Raw genomic sequence first — 19,005 nt, 5'->3', positions numbered from 1 at the left:
ACCTGGTTTAAAACTGTTAAAATCACCCATTTATGTATGGTATTGTAAAAAAATTGTTGTAAATGGGTGTGTTTGGGATAAAATAGAATTAATCCTGATTTAAGATTTTACGGTATCTGGGAGCATCAGTCACCACATTTGCAGCTTCTGCAATCTCCTCATTATGATTGATTTGGTATTCGTATAAACCTTGTCTGTAGAAATAGCGCTTAACGAGTTCGTCAATAATCAGGTTAGAAATCTCGTTTTCTTTCGCATCTAATTCACGCTTCTTCGTTGCGTCAATCGCTTTCATCAGATTGGCATATTCGGTACTTATAGCATTCTGCAAATCATCTTTTTCCGAATTGAGATAGGCTTCTTCCAGTTCTTTTTCGGTCCGGGTTTCATAAGTAAAGCCCTGTTTATCCAAAAATTGTTTAAAAGCCGAATAATCTGCCTGAGTAAATTTAAAATCGCTTAGCTTTTCGATTTTATGATCGTAGAAATAGTTTGTGGCAAAATCAAAAATTGCCTGATCTTTCAACAAAGCTTCGGTGATCGCACTGAGTTTAGCAGATTCCACAACGATATCCGGAAGCACTCCGCCCCCATCATAAACCGTACGCCCGGTACTGGTTTTAAATGCATTATAATCTGCAACATCGGTGCGTATGGCATTTCCCTGCTCATCACGGTTCCAGTAATCAAGCGCCTGAATACACCTGCCGCTGGGCGTATAATACCGTGAGATGGTAATCTTCAATTGCGTGCCATACGTAAGCTCTTTAGGGCGCTGTACAAGACCTTTACCAAAACTTCGGGCTCCTACAATCACCGCGCGATCATAATCCTGCAGAGAGCCTGAAACAATCTCACTGGCCGATGCACTGCGACCGTTTATTAATACCGCCACAGGAATGTTAGTATCCAAAGGCTCGTTGCGCGTATAGTATTGCTGATTGTACTTTTCAATAACCGATTTTGTGGTGGTGATCAATTTGCCTTTGGGTAAAAACAAATTGCTTACGTTGATGGCTTCGGTTAATAAACCACCGGGATTGCCACGTAAGTCGAGAATTATGGAAGTGGCTCCCTGTTCTTTCAGCTCTTTAATGGCAGCTGCGGTTTCTGCGGAAGCTTTTTTATTGAACTTGGACAGCACTACATAACCAATGTTGTCTTTTATAAGCGAATAAAAAGGCACGGCCGGGATATCTATTTCCTCACGGGTAAGTGTGGTGTTCTGAAGTTTACCCTGGCGCTTGTAGGTAATGGGAATACTGGTTCCAGGAGCTCCCTGAAGCAAATCGCCCGCATCGTCTTCAAAATCTGCAATGGTAATATCCCCTATCTTAATGAGTTCATCACCCGCCTGCAGACCGGCTTTATCAGCCGGATAGTCTTCATAGACTTCCATTATGGTGATTTTCTTGTTGCGGGATAATACTGAAGCTCCAATACCGGTATATTCCCCTGAATTGTTGATGCGTGCATCTTCAACCTCCTGCTCGGTCCAGTATTTGGTGTACGGATCTAAATCAGCCAGCATGCCCTCTATCGCACTATCCATAAGTTGTGCAGGATTTACCTCGTCAACATAGTTCATATTGAGCTCTTTAAACAAGGTGGTGAAAATTTCGATCTGCTTGGCGATTTCAAAAAAGTCACTTTTAAAACTTACGGTAGTGACTAAAATAGCCAGTGAAGCAGCGGTAATGAGGATTCTCTTTTTCATAGATGAAGCAATTTTCAATTAAGATTTAGGCGTGTTTTTTTGGGATTTGCGCTTTTGCCAGCGGCGAATGAGAAAGATAACAAGAATCACCAGAATAATAAACGGCCAGATGTAGATCAACCCTAAAACAAAGGTTGAGATCCCCTGCCAGCCACCTTTTACGGCCTGTAGCATTTTTGAACCGTAGGATTTGGTTACGCCGGTTTCCACTTCAGTTTTATAAAAATACACGTTGAGGGTACTGTACGAAACCTGTTTTGAAAGGTATTTAAGCCTTCCCTCTTTAGCTTCTATTTCTTCGCGTATAACTGAAAGTTCGCGTTCAATCTCTAAAATTTCTTTTACCGAAGAGGCTTTTTTAAGCAACTCCAGATACCGGTTTTCGAGTTCGCGTTTGGCTTTAAGCCGGGCTTCCACGTCAATAAATTCTTCGGTAACATCGCGCTGACTTATTGATTTTTCTTCAAAGAATTCAACGCCCTGGGAGATCAGTTCGAGCGCCTGTTGAAAATTTTCAGCAGGAACGCGCAGTTGCAGTTCCTGATAACTGCCCCGATAGTCTTTACCGGTACGTTCGTTCTCAACATAACCCATTGTCGTGTTTACAGCCTTAAGAATTTGGGCACGGGTCTCGGCTAAATCCTGAGTTTCAAACCGGAGATTCCCGGTTTTAATGATTTTTTGCTGCACATCAGCTTCTACATCATCAGCCAGTTCCGGCTGAGCCATTTCAACTTCATAGGCAGCATCAGCAGCTGCATAGGATTCATCAGAACTGCCGCTTGAGCACATATAAATCATACTCAAAAGCCAAAAACCCAGTATTTTCATAAAAAATAGGTTTAACGGTTAATCATCTATTTCGTTTTGCGCGGCGTTGAACTTTGTAATGAGCTTAAGCATGGCTTTTTCGAGCTGTTCATAAGTCATGACTTCGCGGCCGGTATAGATAAACATAAACGCAAAAGTTAAGCCGTTTGTTTGAAAATCCTGTTTATTTTTTCGGTAAACCTCTCGCATAATGCGTTTTATACGGTTTCGGGTCACCGCAAGTTTGTGATTGCGTTTGGCTACAGAAAACCCGGCCTGTATAGAAACCCCTTCCTCAGGCAAAGCCGAAGTTTTATAAACCAAAAGCAAGGGATAGGCACTTACTTTCTGTCCTTCGGTAAACAAGGCATCGATAAGTTTTTTCCGTTTGAGGTGTTCTTTTTTAGGGAAAGTTTGCTTCATAGTTTAGCCAGAGGCGAAAAAATTTAGGTGTAAAGATAGACAACAAACTAAACGGAAGTAGCTTTAAGGCTATGGGTAATGAATTCTATTCGTACATATCAATTTCCACCTCGGTATTTAATTGATGTAAAAGAGCTATAAATTCTTTGTTGAAAAATACTCCTCCGGAGCGGAATGAATGTAGATTTTGAAGAACGATGAAAAACTTACAGTAGAGTTTGTTTTCAATAATCAGCTCTCCTATTTGTTGTGAAAATGGTGTAATCTGTTTCGAAATTAAGCTTAATGTATCGTCTAAAGCCTCATTTATGTCATTAGCGTTATATCTGAAGTGAACATATTTAATTCCGTTTCGGAAAATTCCATCTTGAATTATAGCATTCTTAAAATAGGGCTTAAATAATTCAGGGTTAACTTCTTTTCCTGAAATAGAAAAGTAAACATAAGCCGTGGGTGTGTTATTGATATCTGACATCAAAGAAAAAATTAGGAGTAAAGATAGACAACACAATTATGTAGATGCTTATACAGAAAGCCAGGCTTAAATCCTACATATAAAATGAATTTGGCATACACTAAATTTCATGTTTATTTACACGATTTGCTCAAGAGTATTATTCCCTTTGGCGGCGCCAAAAAAAAGCCGCTCCCAAACGGAAACGGCTTTAGACTTTAAGAGTATTCCGAAAGATTATTCAGCAGGCTGATTCCAGCTGTTGTTGGTTCGGTCTATGTCTGCCATTAATTGCTGAGCATCAATGGTCATTGCATTGATTTCAGAAAGTGGCTTATCTATAGTAAACGTATAGGTAGGATACGCCCAGGGCCAATCCGGCAATTGGGTACGTTCCATATTTGGGAATGGGTTTGGCTTTTCGGCACGCATCATCCGAAGCGGAATGTAATAAGATTCGTTCATTCCTTCTGCGTTGTCGCCGTTTTTCACGTTGACATAAAAATCTATAGGCATTGGCATAAGACCTTTACGCTCCAGAGTTACCTGAGTTTTACCGTCTACTTCCTCTACATTTTTAATCGCATAATCAATAGTGTTAGTAGTCTGTGTCCAGTCTACCAGATACCAGTCTAACTGCATTCCGCTCACTTTTTCGGCAACGCGCTTCACATCATTAGGCGTGGGATGCTTGAATTTAAACTCATCAAAATAAGTTTTGATGGTCTTATCCAGATTTTCCTTGCCAATGATGTAGCCCAGTTGTGCTAAAAACACAGCGCCTTTAGAATAAGCCGAAGCTCCATAAGCGGCATTCATTTCATAACGGTCTGCATACGTAGTTTGAGGTTGCTCAATACCACTGGTTGCCAGCCTAAAATAGGATGCGTAATTCCCGGCTTGTGGATTGGGCTTCTTTTCATCCATCACCACATTCATCGCCTCGTCAGAAATATAGCTGGTAAAACCTTCATCCATCCACTCGTGCTTGGCTTCGTTTGAAGCCAGCAAGAACTGAAACCAGGTATGTGCCATCTCGTGAGCGGTCACACCCACAAGGCTGCCAAAGCTGCGCTCTCCCGTGATCAGGGTACACATCGCATACTCCATTCCACCGTCACCTCCTTGAATTACCGAGTACTGGTCGTAAGGATAAGGGCCAACGTTTTCATTATAAAAGGCTAAAAGCTCAGCGGTTTTAGGCTGTAAGTTCTTCCAGTTTTCAATGATGTCTTTGTTGTCTTTATAGAAAAAGTGCAATACCGTACCGTCTGAAGCAGTAAGCTTATCGTGAATGTAGTCGGGATCTGCAGCCCAGGTAAAGTCGTGCACATTAGGCGCTACAAAATGCCAGGTGTGTTTTCCTTTTTTGGCCTTTTCTACTTTTTGGTCGGGCTCTTCGTAGCCGTGACCTATTTCGGTGTTTTGAAGGTAACCGGTACCTCCAACAGTATACTCAGAGTCGATGCTGATTTTTACATCAAAATCACCCCAAACGCCGTGAAATTCACGCGCAATATACGGATCTGCGTGCCAGCCTTCAAAGTCGTATTCAGCCAGTTTAGGATACCATTGCGTCATCGAGAGCGCCACACCTTCGGCATTGTTGCGACCGCTTCTGCGTATTTGCACAGGCACCTGCCCGTTAAAATCCATATTAAAGGTTGTGCTTTCGCCCGGCGCAATAGCTTTCGCCAGGCTAACCTCTAGAACGGTTCCTGCAACTTCGTACGTTAAGGGCGTTCCATCCTGAGTAAGCGTGTTTACCTTTAAGAAACCAATTTCGTCCGGCTCGAGTTTTGAAATACGGTCCATCACACGACGATCGGGATCTTTAATGGTAAGCGAACGCACATCCATCTCACTGCCGGGTTGAAAGGCATTAAAATACAGATGGTAAAATACCTGATTTAAGGTATCGGGAGAATTGTTTGTGTAAACCAACTCCTGCTTACCGGTATAGTTGTAGTCTTCAACATTCATATCAACCTCCATCTTATAGTCCACATGCTGTTGCCAGTAGGAGGTGTTATTTTGTGCCGAAGTACTTGCAGGGATTAAACCCAAAGCAAGTATCGAAGCACTCCAGAAGGTAGATTGAATTGCTTTTTTTAATTCCATAATTATTACTTTTTAGTAGATAACTCTGCCATTTTGAAGGCGTTATACATATTTACCATTTCGCCCGATTTTGAAAGTGCACTGAAGGGTTTTACCACGTCAGCATCACCACCTGCAGATACCTGAATATTGCTGGTGATCCCGCTCTGCATAATGATTTGTTTAATCTGAGCAGCAGAGAATTGCGGGTAATACGAGCGCAACATCGCTGCCACACCGGCTACATTAGGAGCAGCCATTGAGGTACCCTGTAAAAACTCGTATTCATTACCGGGAACGGTAGACCAGATTTGAACTCCGGGAGCAAAAACGTCAACATTTGATTTTCCGTAGTTTGAAAAACTTGCGACTAATTTGCCACTGTATTTGTAGTTCAGCGCACCTACTGTAATCACATTATCAGCAAATTCAGTTACATTATCAAGCTGATCGTTAGGATAAACGGTATCGCCGCCATCGAGGTCAATACTTTCGTTACCGGCTGCATTTACGATTAATACATCTTTTTTAGCCGCATATTTAATGGCGTCATATACCCACTCCGGGTTTGTAGCAAAGTATTTACCAAAGCTGGTGTTGATCACTTTTGCACCGTTGTCTACGGCATAGCGTATTGCTAAGGCGATGTCTTTATCGTACTCATCCCCATCAGGAACGGCACGAACCACCATAATTTTTGCATTGTTAGCCACCCCGTTCATACCAATACCGTTGTTGCGTTCTGCAGCGATAATACCGGCAACGTGAGTCCCGTGACGGGCTGCTTCCGGGTCCGGACCTATTACGTTGTTATTACCGTAATTGGTATCGTTTAAATCGTTAAGGTCATCGCCCAGCACACTGCGGTAATTAGCGTTGAGGTTGTAATTGGTATCCAGACGCTCCTGCATACTCTCTAATTGCTCAGTAAGCATTTCCATAAATTCAGGAATAGTATCTGCATAGGTAAGCATCTGGGTAAGAATAGCCTTGTTGCGCTGCTCCATCTGCGTTTCTGCAGGAAGAGCCGCAAGTTCTTCGGCAGTATAATCTTCCTTATTTAGTTTTTGAGAAACTTCGGTATGAGCGGTTTTTACAGCAGCCATTAGACCCTGGTATTGGGTGATTTGATCTTCAAGCTCACTGCGGTCTTTTTCAACTTCTGCCTTAGCTTTGGTATAGGTTTTAAAAAGCTCTTTTTGAGCAGTAGGAATCTGATCTAATGTTTTTCCGCTAAACTGAGCGTCATATTTTTGTACAATACGCGCTTTTTCAAGTTGTTCGGCAACGATATCGCCCAGAAAGTTCCAACCGTGAATGTCATCGATGTAGCCGTTTTTGTCATCATCAATTCCGTTGTTTGGAATTTCATCTGCATTAGTCCAGATAACACCATCCAGATCTTCGTGCTCGATATCAACACCGCTGTCTATAACCGCAACAATTACGGAAGATCCCTGACCTTTTATGAGTTCGTCGTAGGTTTTCTCAACACTCATCCCGGGAATGGTATCTTCTTTAATGTCTTTACCGGGCCATTCTTTGAGCTGCTCCTCATCCAGATCGGCTATTTTAACGGGAAGTTGGTCAACATTTTCAACAGGGACGCTTATCAGTTTTGCAGGTGTATCGCAACCGGCGATAAGCAATGCAGCTCCAAATGCTGCAATCAGGGATTTTTTCATTATCTGTATGTATTTATATTTAAAATTTAGGTTTTGTATTTGAGTCACGTATAAGTTTTCGTTAGAGTACGTCTTCAATTCTAAGGCTTTGATCAAGTCGCACTCCTTTTTCGGTATGTTTTACCGTGATTATGGGGTTATGCGCATCATGCTCTAACCACAAATAATAGTTATGATCTGCCGCCTGATTTAAAAATTCTTCTTTTTCGCCCAAAGTAAGCAAGGGCCGCGTATCAAAGCCCATCACATACGGTAAGGGTAAATGACCCGCCGTTGGCAACAAATCTGCTGCGAAAACAAGAGTTTTGTCTTTATAAGTTATATGCGGAATCATCTGTTTATCGGTATGTCCATCTGCAAATAAAATACCAAAGCCCAGATCGCTATTTTCTAGAAAGGTTTTTCCGGTTTTTTCAATAAACCGAAGCTGCCCGCTTTGTTCTATGGGCAAGATGTTTTCACTTAAAAAAGACGCTTTTTCCCGGGCATTGGGTTTTGTGGCCCATTCCCAGTGATCTTTGTTGCTCCAGTAGGTTGCATTCTTAAAAACCGGAACCGGAGTTTTACCATCTTCAGCCCATTTTATGCAGCCTCCGGAATGGTCAAAGTGTAAATGCGTGAGAAAAACATCGGTGATATCGTCAGGATGAAAACCTTTAGACCTTAGCGATTTCTCTAGGGTATCATCACCCCAGGGATAGTAAAAGCCAAAAAACTTTTCGCTTTGCTTGTCGCCCATTCCCGTGTCTATAAGAATGAGGCGATTGCCTTCCTCAATAAGCATACAGCGTGCGGCAATATCAATCATATTGTTTTCATCTGCAGGATTGGTGCGGGTCCAGAGTGATTTTGGGACGACTCCAAACATAGCGCCTCCGTCTAATTTAAAATTACCGGCTTCTATTGCGTGAATGACCATAAACGGACTACTGATTTTTAATTGGCACCGCCAAAAGGATTAATACCACAGGCTTGCCTCTAAAATGAAAAATTTGTTTCTAACGAATGCCTCACGGGATTGCCCTGAGGTAGTTTACTGCAGGAAGCTAAAAATTTTGTGGCTTCAGGATAAACAAAGTGGTGCAAAATACTAAAACAGCGTTAAATCAAATTTTAAGCCTTGGCGAATTAAGCTATATTTAACAAAGAATAGCAAAATCAGGCTTTAAAATGAATTTTTAAAGCCGTATCATAGCAAAAAATCGAAATTCATGTTAGAACTGGGCGGAATTATAATCTTGGGTATTTTGGCACAATGGGTTGCCTGGAAGTTTAAAATACCTGCGATCTTACCTCTTATTTTAATCGGGCTTTTTGTGGGACCTATTTCAACCTTGTTTACTTACGACGGCTCCAAGTGGATAGAACCCATTTGGGATGGCGAGGCAGGAATATTCCCCGGGGAGCGTCTTTTTAATTTTGTCTCTTTGGCTATTGGAATAATACTCTTTGAAGGAGGTCTTACCTTACGCTTTAGCGAGATTAAAAATGTGGGACCGGTAATTACGAAACTGATTATTATTGGTTCTCTGGTAACCTTCTTTGGCGCAGGGGCAGCCGCTTACTATATTTTTGACCTGAGTCTAAGAATATCCTTTCTATTTTCGGCATTGATTATTGTAACCGGACCTACGGTTATAACCCCAATTCTTAGAAACATTCCGCTTAAAAAAGACATTTCTGCCATTTTAAAATGGGAAGGAATCCTTATTGATCCCATAGGTGCTCTAGTAGCCGTACTGGTTTTTGAATTTATCAGCGTTGGTGCCGGGAGTGAATTTACCCTAACCGCTCTTGAAGAGTTTGGTAAGATTGTGCTTTTTGGGTTTACCTTCGGTTTTACTTTTGCACACGCCCTTGCCTTTGCAATCAAACGCAATGTAATTCCGCATTATTTATTGAATGTATTTACCCTGGCCACAGTGCTTGGCGTTTTTGTACTCTCCGATTTGTTTGCTCACGAAAGCGGTCTGCTTTCGGTGGTGGTGATGGGAATCATTATGGGGAATATGAAACTGCCCAACATCAAAGAGCTCCTCTACTTTAAAGAGTCTTTGAGCGTTTTGCTTATCTCCTTGTTGTTCATACTGCTATCGGCAAATATCGAAATGCAGGATCTGTATTTGGTGTATACCTGGAAGGCAGCCTTGCTTTTTGCTGTAGTGGTTTTCATTCTAAGACCGGTTGGAGTGTTCTTAAGTGCGAAGGGCTCCGGTTTAAAGTTTAACGAAAAACTCTTTGTAAGCTGGGTAGGTCCGCGTGGTATTGTAGCTGCGGGTATTGCTTCCCTTTTTGGTTTACAGCTGGTAAGTGAAGGCGTTGAAGGGGCAGAATACATCACACCGCTGGTATTTATGATCGTACTGGGTACGGTATTGCTGAATGCAACCACAGCCCGTCTTTTCGCTAAAATTGTTGGAGTTTTCCTTACCGAATCTAAAGGAATCGTGATCATTGGCGCTTCTAAAGCTTCGCGTATCATTGGTGAATACCTGATGAAAAATGGTCGCCATGTGGTACTGGTAGACAGCAACAGTTATAATATTGAAAAAGCCAAGGAGCGCGGTCTCGAGGCTATTGAAGAAAGTATTTATTCAGATAGTTTGATGAATAATATCGAACTGAACGATGTGGGGTATTTGATGGCACTTACCGGAAACGGAGACATTAACGACTATGCCATCAAGCGCTTTAAAGATATTTTTGGTGAAAACGGCTCGTTTAGACTCATTACTCCTGATGAGATGCGTGGACCAGACGCTCCAAATGAGGGTCTTTTCTCGCCTACAGATGACTTTATTAGACTTACTGAGGTGGCGCGTGCGCATCCTACCATTCAGGAGGTTGAGGTGAATACGAAAGAGGACTTTGAGAAGCTGGTGAAGAGTACCCGTGAAGACCAAAACATGGTACCTATCTTTTTAAAGCAGGAATCTGGCGAACTCGAGATTTTAAAATCGAATATCAACGAACTTGAAATCGACAGTTTTGAAAACACAAAGCTTGTTTATCTGGGTAAACCTTTTGATCCTGAGAAAATGCCGGTCAAACCGAAGATCGAAGAAAACGAACTTTAAAATTTTGCTAAGCTTTTAAAAAGCGCTTCTGTATTGATAGGGTATTTATTAACTTGAAAATAAAAAAGTTATGAGCTCCCGCAGAAGTTTTTTGAAGAAATCAGGTCTTGTTCTCGCAGCATCCACCTTGCCTTTACCTTATTACGCCTGTTCAAAACCCGAGAAGAAACTCGGTGTGGCTTTACTGGGACTGGGAAGTTATGCGACTAACAATCTGGCTCCTGCTCTGCAACAGACTAAACATATCGAACTGCGCGGTATTGTAACGGGAAGTCCCGAGAAAATTCCGCAATGGCAGCAGAAATACGGTATAAAGGACGAAAATGTCTACAGTTATGAGACATTGCCTGAGATCGCAAACAATCCGGATATAGATGTAGTCTACATCGTAACGCCTACCTTTTTACATAAAAAATACAGTGTGATGGCGGCTAACGCCGGAAAGCATGTTTTTTGTGAAAAACCCATGGCCATGACGGTTGAAGAATGCCGGGAAATCATAGAGGCCTGCGATAAAAACGGAGTCAAATTAGCCATCGGCTATCGCATGCAGCACGAAGAAAATACCCAAACCATAATGAAGTGGGCAAAAACAAAGCCCTACGGAAGCATCCAAAGTGTAGACACCGAAGTAGGCTGGCGCATAGGCCCGGGTGGCGGTTGGCGCCTGGATGGTTCTAAAGGCGGAGGCGCCATTTACGATATGGGTGTTTACAATATCAATGGCTTGCGTTATGCGACGGGGCTTGAGCCGCTATTGCTTACCGCACGTCACGAGACTCAAAGACCGGATTTGTTTATCAATAAGGCACCTGAAATTACATGGCTGGATGTGGAATTTCCCGGCGGCTTGAAAACCACAGCACGGGTCACTTATGCCGATAATGTCAATTTTCTAAAGGTAAACTGCGCTGATGGAAACTACGAGTTATCTCCATTTCAGAGTTATAATGGCGTTCAGGGAAGCACCAGTGACGGTAAGAAGTTACCGCCCTGTAATTGTAATCAGCAAGCCCTGCAAATGGATGATGATGCACTTGCGATCTTAAACGATACGCCTGTTATTGCACCCGGCAATGAAGGTTTGCGGGATATTCAAATTGTGGAGGCGGCCCTTAAGTCGGGCTATAACAACAGCGAGCGCATTCAACTGGAACAGTATTAATACCCGAATGAATACCAAACAAAAAAGCTTCCGTTTTCAGGAAGCTTTTTATTTCTTTAATTCCGGTTTACCGGCGGCTGAAGTATTCAGAAATTACCATCAAAATACCGGCTACCGCACCAATAGCGAGTAGCCAAACCATAAATTGATTTTGAGTGGCATTGGTATATTGGCTAATAAGGCCACAAAGCACAATAAGTCCAAGACCAATTAGCTGTATACGTTTCATCTTAATCGTTAAGCTTCAGTACGGCCATAAATGCCTCCTGAGGGATTTCCACGTTACCCACCTGACGCATACGTTTCTTACCCTTTTTCTGTTTTTCGAGTAGTTTTCGCTTACGCGAAATATCACCACCATAACATTTTGCGGTAACGTCCTTACGCAGCGCTTTTACGGTCTCACGTGCGATGATTTTAGCACCAATCGCCGCCTGAATAGGAATATCAAACTGCTGACGCGGAATCAATTCTTTCAGTTTCTCACACATCTTTTTACCAATGTCGTAGGCATTATCGCGGTGCAGCAAGGCTGAAAGCGCATCTACGGTATTTCCATTTAAGAGAACATCTACTTTTACCAGATGTGAAGCCCGCATACCTATTGGCGAATAGTCAAACGAAGCATAGCCCTTAGAAACCGTTTTTAAGCGGTCGTAAAAGTCAAATACAATTTCAGCCAAAGGCATATCAAAAGACAGTTCTACGCGCTCTGTTGTCAAATACGTCTGATTGGTTATTTCACCACGTTTTTCAATACAAAGAGACATTACCGGACCTACAAAATCTGATTTTGTAATAATCGTAGCTTTTATATAAGGCTCCTCAACCCGGTCCATCCCTGAAGGATCAGGTAAATCAGAAGGGTTATTAACCAGTATTGCGGTATCTTTCTCTTTTATGGTGTACGCGTGATACGATACGTTAGGTACCGTAGTGATCACAGTCATATCAAACTCCCGTTCCAGACGTTCCTGAATGATCTCGAGGTGCAACATCCCCAGGAATCCACAACGAAAACCGAAGCCCAGCGCCGCTGAACTTTCAGGCTGAAACACTAAAGATGCATCGTTAAGCTGCAGTTTTTCCATTGAAGAACGCAGATCTTCGTAATCTTCGGTGTCTACCGGATAAATTCCTGCAAATACCATCGGTTTTACATCCTCAAAACCTTCGATCATATTCGTCGTAGGCGTTTTAGCATCGGTGATAGTATCCCCCACTTTTACCTCTTTAGCCTCCTTTATACCCGTGATGAGGTACCCCACATCCCCGGTTTTGATAACTTTTTTAGGTGTTTGTTTTAGGTTGAGCGTTCCTACCTCGTCTGCAAAATACGTTTTACCGGTGGCCATAAACTTGATGTTCTGCCCTTTGGTAATCTCACCATTCAATACCCTAAAATAGGTTTCAACCCCTCTAAACGGGTTGTAAACCGAGTCAAAAATCAAGGCTTGCAAAGGCTCGTCAGGATTTCCTTTTGGTGCCGGAATACGCTCAATAATCGCAGTGAGGATTTCGGTGATACCAATGCCGGTCTTGGCACTGGCCGGGATGACGTCTTCGGGGTCGCAACCCAAAAGATCTACAATATCATCAGTTACCTCCTCGGGGTTTGCACTGGGCAAATCAACCTTATTCAACACCGGAATGATTTCCAGATCGTTTTCAAGGGCCAGATACAGATTAGAAATGGTCTGTGCCTGAATGCTCTGTGCGGCATCTACTACAAGCAGCGCACCTTCACAGGCAGCAATACTTCGTGACACTTCATAAGAGAAATCCACGTGTCCCGGAGTGTCGATGAGATTTAGAATATAAGGCTCACCGTTGTGTATATAATTCATCTGGATGGCGTGTGATTTAATGGTAATACCACGCTCGCGCTCCAGATCCATATTATCGAGTAATTGCTCCTGTTTTTCACGATCGGTAACAGAACCTGTAGAGTCTAGCAGACGGTCTGCAAGCGTACTTTTCCCGTGATCAATGTGAGCGATAATGCAAAAATTGCGAATGTTCTTCATAGACGTTCTTCATCAGCGTTGCCAGGTTTACAGCTTATTCGTTCGATTTGTATACAGTTTTTTGCCGTTGAAAAAGCTGTTAATCGAAAAGCATTTTACTATTGTAAGTAAACAGGGTCAACTTTAATGGGCAAATATACGGTTTAGGTTAAGCATTTTCTAATAAATCTACTGTACCTCAAGGATTGTCTGTCAATCATCGAAAATGTTTAAGAACACAATTAATTAACCTAAAAATTAATTTAGATTTGAGCCCTATGCGATCAAAATTACTATTTAACGTCTTTGTTTTCGCCCCCCTATTTCTATCAGCTCAAAGTCTAGTCCTTGACGGGCTCGTTCAGGATATTGAACAAAACCCCGTCCCATTTACTAATGTGTTACTTTTAAAAGCCACTGATTCTACTTTTGTAAGTGGATCTGTATCCAATGAAGAAGGTCTGTTCAAATTTGAAGATTTGAATACCGGAAACTACCTGCTAAAAGCCAGCTTTGTGGGCTACGAAGATGCGTATAGTAAGCCTTTTGAACTTCAGGAAAGCTTAAGCATACCGGTTATTGTACTTAGAGAATCGGCTCAGTTTTTAAATGAAGTTACAGTCACTGCGCGCAGGCCGATTATACAGCGCAGGGTAGATCGTCTGGTGTTTGACGTGGAAAACACAGCGATTTCTTCCGGAACTACTTTTGATATTTTAAAACGCACTCCTGGAGTCATTGTCAATCAGGGAACAATCCTGGTTAGAAATCGCCCGGCGCAGGTTTACATCAATGATCGTAAGGTATACTTAACCAATGATGAGCTGCAGCAACTGCTGGAAGGTTTTGCAGGGGTTAACGTTAAATCGGTTGAAGTCATCACCACACCACCGGCCAAATATGATGCGGAAGGCGGAGCGATTTTGAATATCGTAACTTCAAAGAATCTTTCTATCGGTTATAAAGGAAGCGTTGACGCTTCAGCAACCGTAGGGATTTTACCCAAATACGCGGCTGGAACCAGTCAGTATTATAAAACCGACTGGCTCAATGCCTATGCCGGATATACTTTCAATTCTCGCTTTGATACCAAAACCGATGAAGGCTTTATCGAATTCTTCAATCCCAACGGAAGCACTAAAGCAACCTGGGATGATTTGTTTTTAAAAGATACACGCACAATTTCGCACAGCTTCAACACCATTTTAGATTTTATGCTGAGCGAAAAAGACATGTTAAGTCTGAGCGCCAATGTGCTGCACACGCCAAAAGCCGACTCAGACATCAGCGGTAGAACCGAAATTTACGATCCTCAAGGACGACTTGACTCCCTTTATACCACACAAAGCAGGCTCGAGAATCAAAATGATAATTTGCTTTTCAATTTGAATTATGAGCGACAGCTTGGCGAAAACGGTGCGACACTTACTGCAAATGCCAATTATATAGATTTTACGAACGATCAATCACAAGCGGTAGCTACCAGGTATTTTTCGCCGCAAGGCACTCTTTTAAATGCAAATTCATTCAATACCTTACCTACTCAGGACTCACAAATTTATACCGGGCAGCTTGATTATACCGGCAATTTAGGAAGCTGGGCTTTTGAAGCCGGCGCTAAATATTCGGGGATCAATTCAAACAGCAGGCAGGAATTTTTTGACGGTAATGGGGATATCAATGCCGGCAATGCAATTCTAAATGACAATTTTGATTACACCGAAAGTATTTACGCATCGTATTTCAGCTTTTCAAAAGATTGGGAAAAATGGAGTATTCAGGCCGGTCTACGTGGGGAATATACCGAATCCAATGGGAATTCACGTACGTTAGGAGTAGTAAATACTCAGGAATATCTGGAGCTTTTTCCAACTATTTACTTGATGAATAATCCTTCAGAAAATCATTCTTTTGGACTCACGTACAGCCGCAGGATTGAAAGGCCGCGTTTTCAGAGCTTAAATCCGTTCCGATATTTTTTGAACGAAAATAACTTTCAGGAAGGAAATCCTAATATTCAGCCTGCAATAAACAACCACCTGGAGTTGAGCTATATCTTTAAAAGTAAGCTTTTCATTAATTTATATTGGGATCGGGTAGATAATATAATGAACAGATTACCTTTTCAGGATAATGAAAACCTTACAATACGCGGTGTAAATACCAATCTCAATTACGAGCAACAATATAGCCTGGATTTGATTTATTCTGAATTTGTGACCAATTGGATGTGGATGAGTGCTAACACATCGCTTTTTAGAATGCAAAATGAGTTTCAGGCATTAGAAAGTGACGGTCAGGATTATCGGCAAAGTATTACCGGTTTTTATGCCCAAACGCAGAATTACTTTATTATTGATCAGGAACGGACTCTTACCGCAACTGTGTCAAACACATACATTTCAAATATTTTATCAGGTTCCTATCAATACGACAGGCCGCAGTATGCTTTGAATATTGATATTCAGAAAACTTTTATGGATGGAAGATTGATTTTTAATCTGAGCTCGGAAGATATTTTCAATACAAATAACATTCCGCTTACGTCACGCTATTTAAATCAAAACAATTCCTTTTTTGCGATGCCCGAATCCCGAAAAATACGCGTAGGCCTTCGGTATAAATTCGGAAACTTTAAGCTCAGAGATAACAGCAGAGCAGTAAATGCCGAAGAGCAAAGCCGTTTAGAAGCAAAAGACTAGATTTCTTACTGCCAACTTCAGTTCTGCTATACTTTACTAAACATTGCTTAATTTTGCGCGATAATCGAGATCCGATAGCGTTTAGAGTTTTTCAGCGGTATTGACCTAAAATTCAAAGATTTGGCGAAAATAGGAGATATAGATGTAGGAGACTTCCCGTTGCTTTTAGCACCTATGGAAGATGTGAGTGATCCACCTTTTCGCGCATTGTGCAAAGAGCAGGGTGCAGATGTGGTGTTTACCGAGTTTATCTCGAGCGAAGGCCTTATACGTGATGCTGCAAAGAGCGTGATGAAGCTAGATATCTACGAAAAGGAACGTCCTGTAGGTATTCAGATTTTTGGCGCAAATCTGGAATCTATGTTGCAAAGTGTGGAAATTGTTGAAGCTTCAAAGCCCGATATTATTGACATTAACTTTGGCTGTCCGGTGAAAAAAGTGGTTTCTAAAGGCGCCGGAGCCGGTATTTTAAAAGATATAGATTTGATGGTTTCGCTCACCGAAGCGATGGTGAAGCACACTAACCTGCCCATTACCGTAAAAACCCGCTTGGGTTGGGATCACGATTCCATTAAGATTGTTGAGGTCGCAGAACGTTTGCAGGATGTGGGCTGTAAGGCGATTTCCATTCACGGAAGAACCCGCGCCCAGATGTATAAAGGCAGTGCTGATTGGCGTCCTATTGCCGAAGTAAAGAACAATCCACGGATGCATATTCCTGTTTTCGGCAATGGCGATGTAGACACACCCGAGCGTGCTGTAGCCATGCGCGATGAGTACGGACTTGACGGTGCGATGATCGGCCGGGCGAGTATCGGCTATCCCTGGTTTTTTAGAGAGGTGAAGCACTTTTTTAAGATCGGTGAGCATATGGCACCACCTACAATGCAGGAGCGTATTGAAGCCGCGCGCAGACACCTGCAGATGTCTATAGACTGGAAAGGCGAGAAGCTTGGAGTGTTTGAAACCCGTAGGCATTATACTAACTATTTCAAGGGTATTCCAGACTTTAAGCCTTATCGCATGAAAATGGTAACCAGTGATGATGCAGCAGATGTTTTCGCTGCCTTTGATGAGGTGGAGGAGCGCTTTGCAGATTTCGACTTTGCCACACAGGCAATGATTTAGTCTTCCAGCAACTTCGGTCTTATTGACGAAGATGCCAGGTAGGATGCTAAAACTCCCAAAATACTTATGGTCAAAAATACCGCTACGAAATTCATAATCGTAAACTGCATAGGATAGGGCAGTGTGGGGGTAATCATTTTGAGTTCAAAGAGCAATTGCGCCCCAACAACTAGAGTGCCTATAATCAGACCCAATAGACCTCCAAAGACGGTCATCATCGCTCCCTGAAGGAAGAAGATTTTCTTGATTTCTTTCAGCGAAGCTCCCATACTGTGCATGGTCTTGATATTAGATTTCTTGTCTATAATGATCATGATGATGCTTCCTACAAGATTAAATAACGCAATGATCAAGACTAAAGTAAAAATGAGATAAACTGCCAGGTTTTCGGCATTAAGCATTTTATAGAGCTTATCATTCAGCTGAAAGCGGGTTTTAACCTCGGCCTGATCACCAAAAAGCCTTTGTATTTCTTCCTGTGCACTTATAGGATCTGCTTCCGGCTTAAGACGCACTTCAAGCGCGCTTAACGTAGTATCTGCATACTTGAGCAGCTGTTGTGCGTAGTTGAAGTTCACAAAAATATACTTCTGGTCAAGTTCTTCATTCACCTGAAAAATATCAGAAACCACGAGCTGCGAACTGTTAAAGGCCTGCAACGGGTCGGTAATCTGGCCGCTTCCCGGCTTGGGGACCATCACGCGCAGCAAATCATTGTAATTGTTGACGCCCAGAGAGAGAATTCTCGAAATACCGAAACCAATAACAGCTACCGGCTCGTCCTGAGCTAACCAGCTTCCGTAGAGTAAAGTGCTATCAATAGGGTTGACCTTTAGGTAATTTTCATCTACCCCTTTAATGTAGGCGATGTGATTTTTCCCCCTAAATTCAAGAAAAGCACGTTCTTCGATGATCTTGGTGTAATAAGCTACATCTTCTATGTTTTGTAAAGCTTCGGCAGTATCATTATCAAAAGTGATGGCTTTTCCCTGCGCGGGAATCACCTTTATATCCGGGTCGAATAGTGAAGAAAACGAAAGGCTGAAATCCTTCAGCCCTGAAAACCCCGAAAGCACAATAAACAGAGCAGCCGAGCCGGCCACAATACTTAAAGCAGAAATGAGGGTGATGATATTTATAGCATTGTTGCTGCTTTTAGTAAACAGGTAACGTTTTGCGATAAATACTGAAAATTTCAAGACCGGTTTACGATTTTTTGCGACGAGGTAGCAAATCGGGATTTTCTATAGGATCTTCGGTGCCTTTTAGGGATTTGTCTATACCATCAATGTACTCCAAAGAATCATCAACATAAAACTGAAGCTCGGGCATACGACGCAATTGATGACGCGTACGCTGTGCAATTTCGTGCTTGATAAAAGGCTTTACCGCTTTAACTTCTTTAAGAATCTCGTCTGCCTTAGCGTGCGGAAATATACTGATGTAGACTTTAGCCTGAGATAAATCGGTGGTTACGTTTACCTTACTTACCGATACAATAATATTTTTAACACCGGCCTGCATTAACGCTTTTTGAATCACATCAACCAGATCGCGCTGCAAAACACCGGCTACTTTCTTCTGTCTGTTCGTTTCCATGGTGCAAAAATACGTCAATAAATTTGCATTACCTTTACTCTATAATCGAGATTAATTCTGGCACAGTTTACCCTGAGATCATTTTCATTTTGTTTGGGGGATTTGATGTGTTATCATCTAATTTCTTCATCAATCAAAA

Annotated in this window: 15 protein-coding genes; 4 read left to right on the top strand and 11 right to left on the bottom strand. The window is 42.1% G+C overall.

The annotated features are described in order from the left end of the window. Positions 1–88: 88 nt before the first annotated feature. The 7 genes from CJ305_RS00415 to CJ305_RS00385 form a co-directional block, all read right to left on the bottom strand. Complete coding sequence (locus tag CJ305_RS00415) at positions 89–1,717, bottom strand: S41 family peptidase (protein ID WP_099644269.1); 1,629 nt, start codon at positions 1,715–1,717, stop codon at positions 89–91. 18 nt (positions 1,718–1,735) lie between these two features. Further along, a complete protein-coding gene (locus CJ305_RS00410) occupies positions 1,736–2,548 on the bottom strand; it encodes a DUF4349 domain-containing protein (protein ID WP_099644268.1) in 813 nt (270 codons plus the stop codon). 18 nt (positions 2,549–2,566) lie between these two features. Continuing rightward, on the bottom strand, positions 2,567–2,950 hold the full coding sequence (gene rnpA / locus CJ305_RS00405) for a ribonuclease P protein component (protein ID WP_099644267.1): 384 nt from the start codon (positions 2,948–2,950) through the stop codon (positions 2,567–2,569). Between the two features lie 85 nt (positions 2,951–3,035). Continuing rightward, positions 3,036–3,425, bottom strand: a complete 390-nt coding sequence (locus tag CJ305_RS00400; RefSeq protein WP_099644266.1) for a hypothetical protein — start codon at positions 3,423–3,425, stop codon at positions 3,036–3,038. A gap of 216 nt (positions 3,426–3,641) precedes the next feature. Then, complete coding sequence (locus CJ305_RS00395; RefSeq protein ID WP_099644265.1) at positions 3,642–5,525, bottom strand: M1 family metallopeptidase; 1,884 nt, start codon at positions 5,523–5,525, stop codon at positions 3,642–3,644. Between the two features lie 5 nt (positions 5,526–5,530). After that, positions 5,531–7,189: a S8 family peptidase gene (locus tag CJ305_RS00390; RefSeq protein ID WP_099644264.1), complete on the bottom strand. Its 1,659-nt coding sequence runs from the start codon at positions 7,187–7,189 to the stop codon at positions 5,531–5,533. Between the two features lie 61 nt (positions 7,190–7,250). Further along, positions 7,251–8,108: an MBL fold metallo-hydrolase gene (locus tag CJ305_RS00385; protein ID WP_099644263.1), complete on the bottom strand. Its 858-nt coding sequence runs from the start codon at positions 8,106–8,108 to the stop codon at positions 7,251–7,253. Between the two features lie 292 nt (positions 8,109–8,400). Between CJ305_RS00385 and CJ305_RS00380 the strand changes: the two genes are divergently transcribed. Beyond that, positions 8,401–10,266 (top strand): cation:proton antiporter, encoded by a 1,866-nt coding sequence (locus CJ305_RS00380; protein WP_099644262.1) that lies wholly within the window; start codon positions 8,401–8,403, stop codon positions 10,264–10,266. 70 nt (positions 10,267–10,336) lie between these two features. Beyond that, positions 10,337–11,431 carry a Gfo/Idh/MocA family protein gene (locus tag CJ305_RS00375; RefSeq protein ID WP_099644261.1) on the top strand — a complete coding sequence of 365 codons (1,095 nt, stop codon included), beginning with the start codon at positions 10,337–10,339 and terminating at the stop codon, positions 11,429–11,431. A 67-nt stretch (positions 11,432–11,498) separates the two neighbouring features. On the opposite strand, the gene CJ305_RS19355 is transcribed toward CJ305_RS00375, so the two are convergent. Further along, on the bottom strand, positions 11,499–11,660 hold the full coding sequence (locus tag CJ305_RS19355) for a hypothetical protein (protein ID WP_189319350.1): 162 nt from the start codon (positions 11,658–11,660) through the stop codon (positions 11,499–11,501). 1 nt (position 11,661) lies between these two features. Further along, positions 11,662–13,458, bottom strand: a complete 1,797-nt coding sequence (lepA, locus tag CJ305_RS00370; RefSeq protein WP_099644260.1) for a translation elongation factor 4 — start codon at positions 13,456–13,458, stop codon at positions 11,662–11,664. Between the two features lie 257 nt (positions 13,459–13,715). On the opposite strand from lepA, the gene CJ305_RS00365 reads away from it, so the two are divergent. Together CJ305_RS00365 and dusB are read left to right on the top strand one after the other, a co-directional pair. Further along, positions 13,716–16,139 carry an outer membrane beta-barrel family protein gene (locus CJ305_RS00365; RefSeq protein ID WP_099644259.1) on the top strand — a complete coding sequence of 808 codons (2,424 nt, stop codon included), beginning with the start codon at positions 13,716–13,718 and terminating at the stop codon, positions 16,137–16,139. A 120-nt stretch (positions 16,140–16,259) separates the two neighbouring features. Then, positions 16,260–17,267 (top strand): tRNA dihydrouridine synthase DusB, encoded by a 1,008-nt coding sequence (gene dusB / locus CJ305_RS00360; protein ID WP_099644258.1) that lies wholly within the window; start codon positions 16,260–16,262, stop codon positions 17,265–17,267. Here the strand turns inward: dusB and CJ305_RS00355 are convergent. Then, positions 17,264–18,466 (bottom strand): ABC transporter permease, encoded by a 1,203-nt coding sequence (locus CJ305_RS00355; protein WP_099644257.1) that lies wholly within the window; start codon positions 18,464–18,466, stop codon positions 17,264–17,266. The two genes, dusB and CJ305_RS00355, sit on opposite strands and share 4 nt — an antisense overlap. A 7-nt stretch (positions 18,467–18,473) precedes the next feature. Then, a complete protein-coding gene (gene rbfA / locus CJ305_RS00350; protein WP_099644256.1) occupies positions 18,474–18,866 on the bottom strand; it encodes a 30S ribosome-binding factor RbfA in 393 nt (130 codons plus the stop codon). Positions 18,867–19,005: the final 139 nt, after the last annotated feature.

The sequence above is a fragment of the Leeuwenhoekiella nanhaiensis genome (assembly GCF_002744755.1).
Taxonomy (GTDB): Bacteria; Bacteroidota; Bacteroidia; order Flavobacteriales; family Flavobacteriaceae; genus Leeuwenhoekiella; species Leeuwenhoekiella nanhaiensis.
The sequence above is the reverse complement of the archived record's forward strand: the minus strand, read 5'-3'. Positions and strand labels throughout refer to the sequence as shown.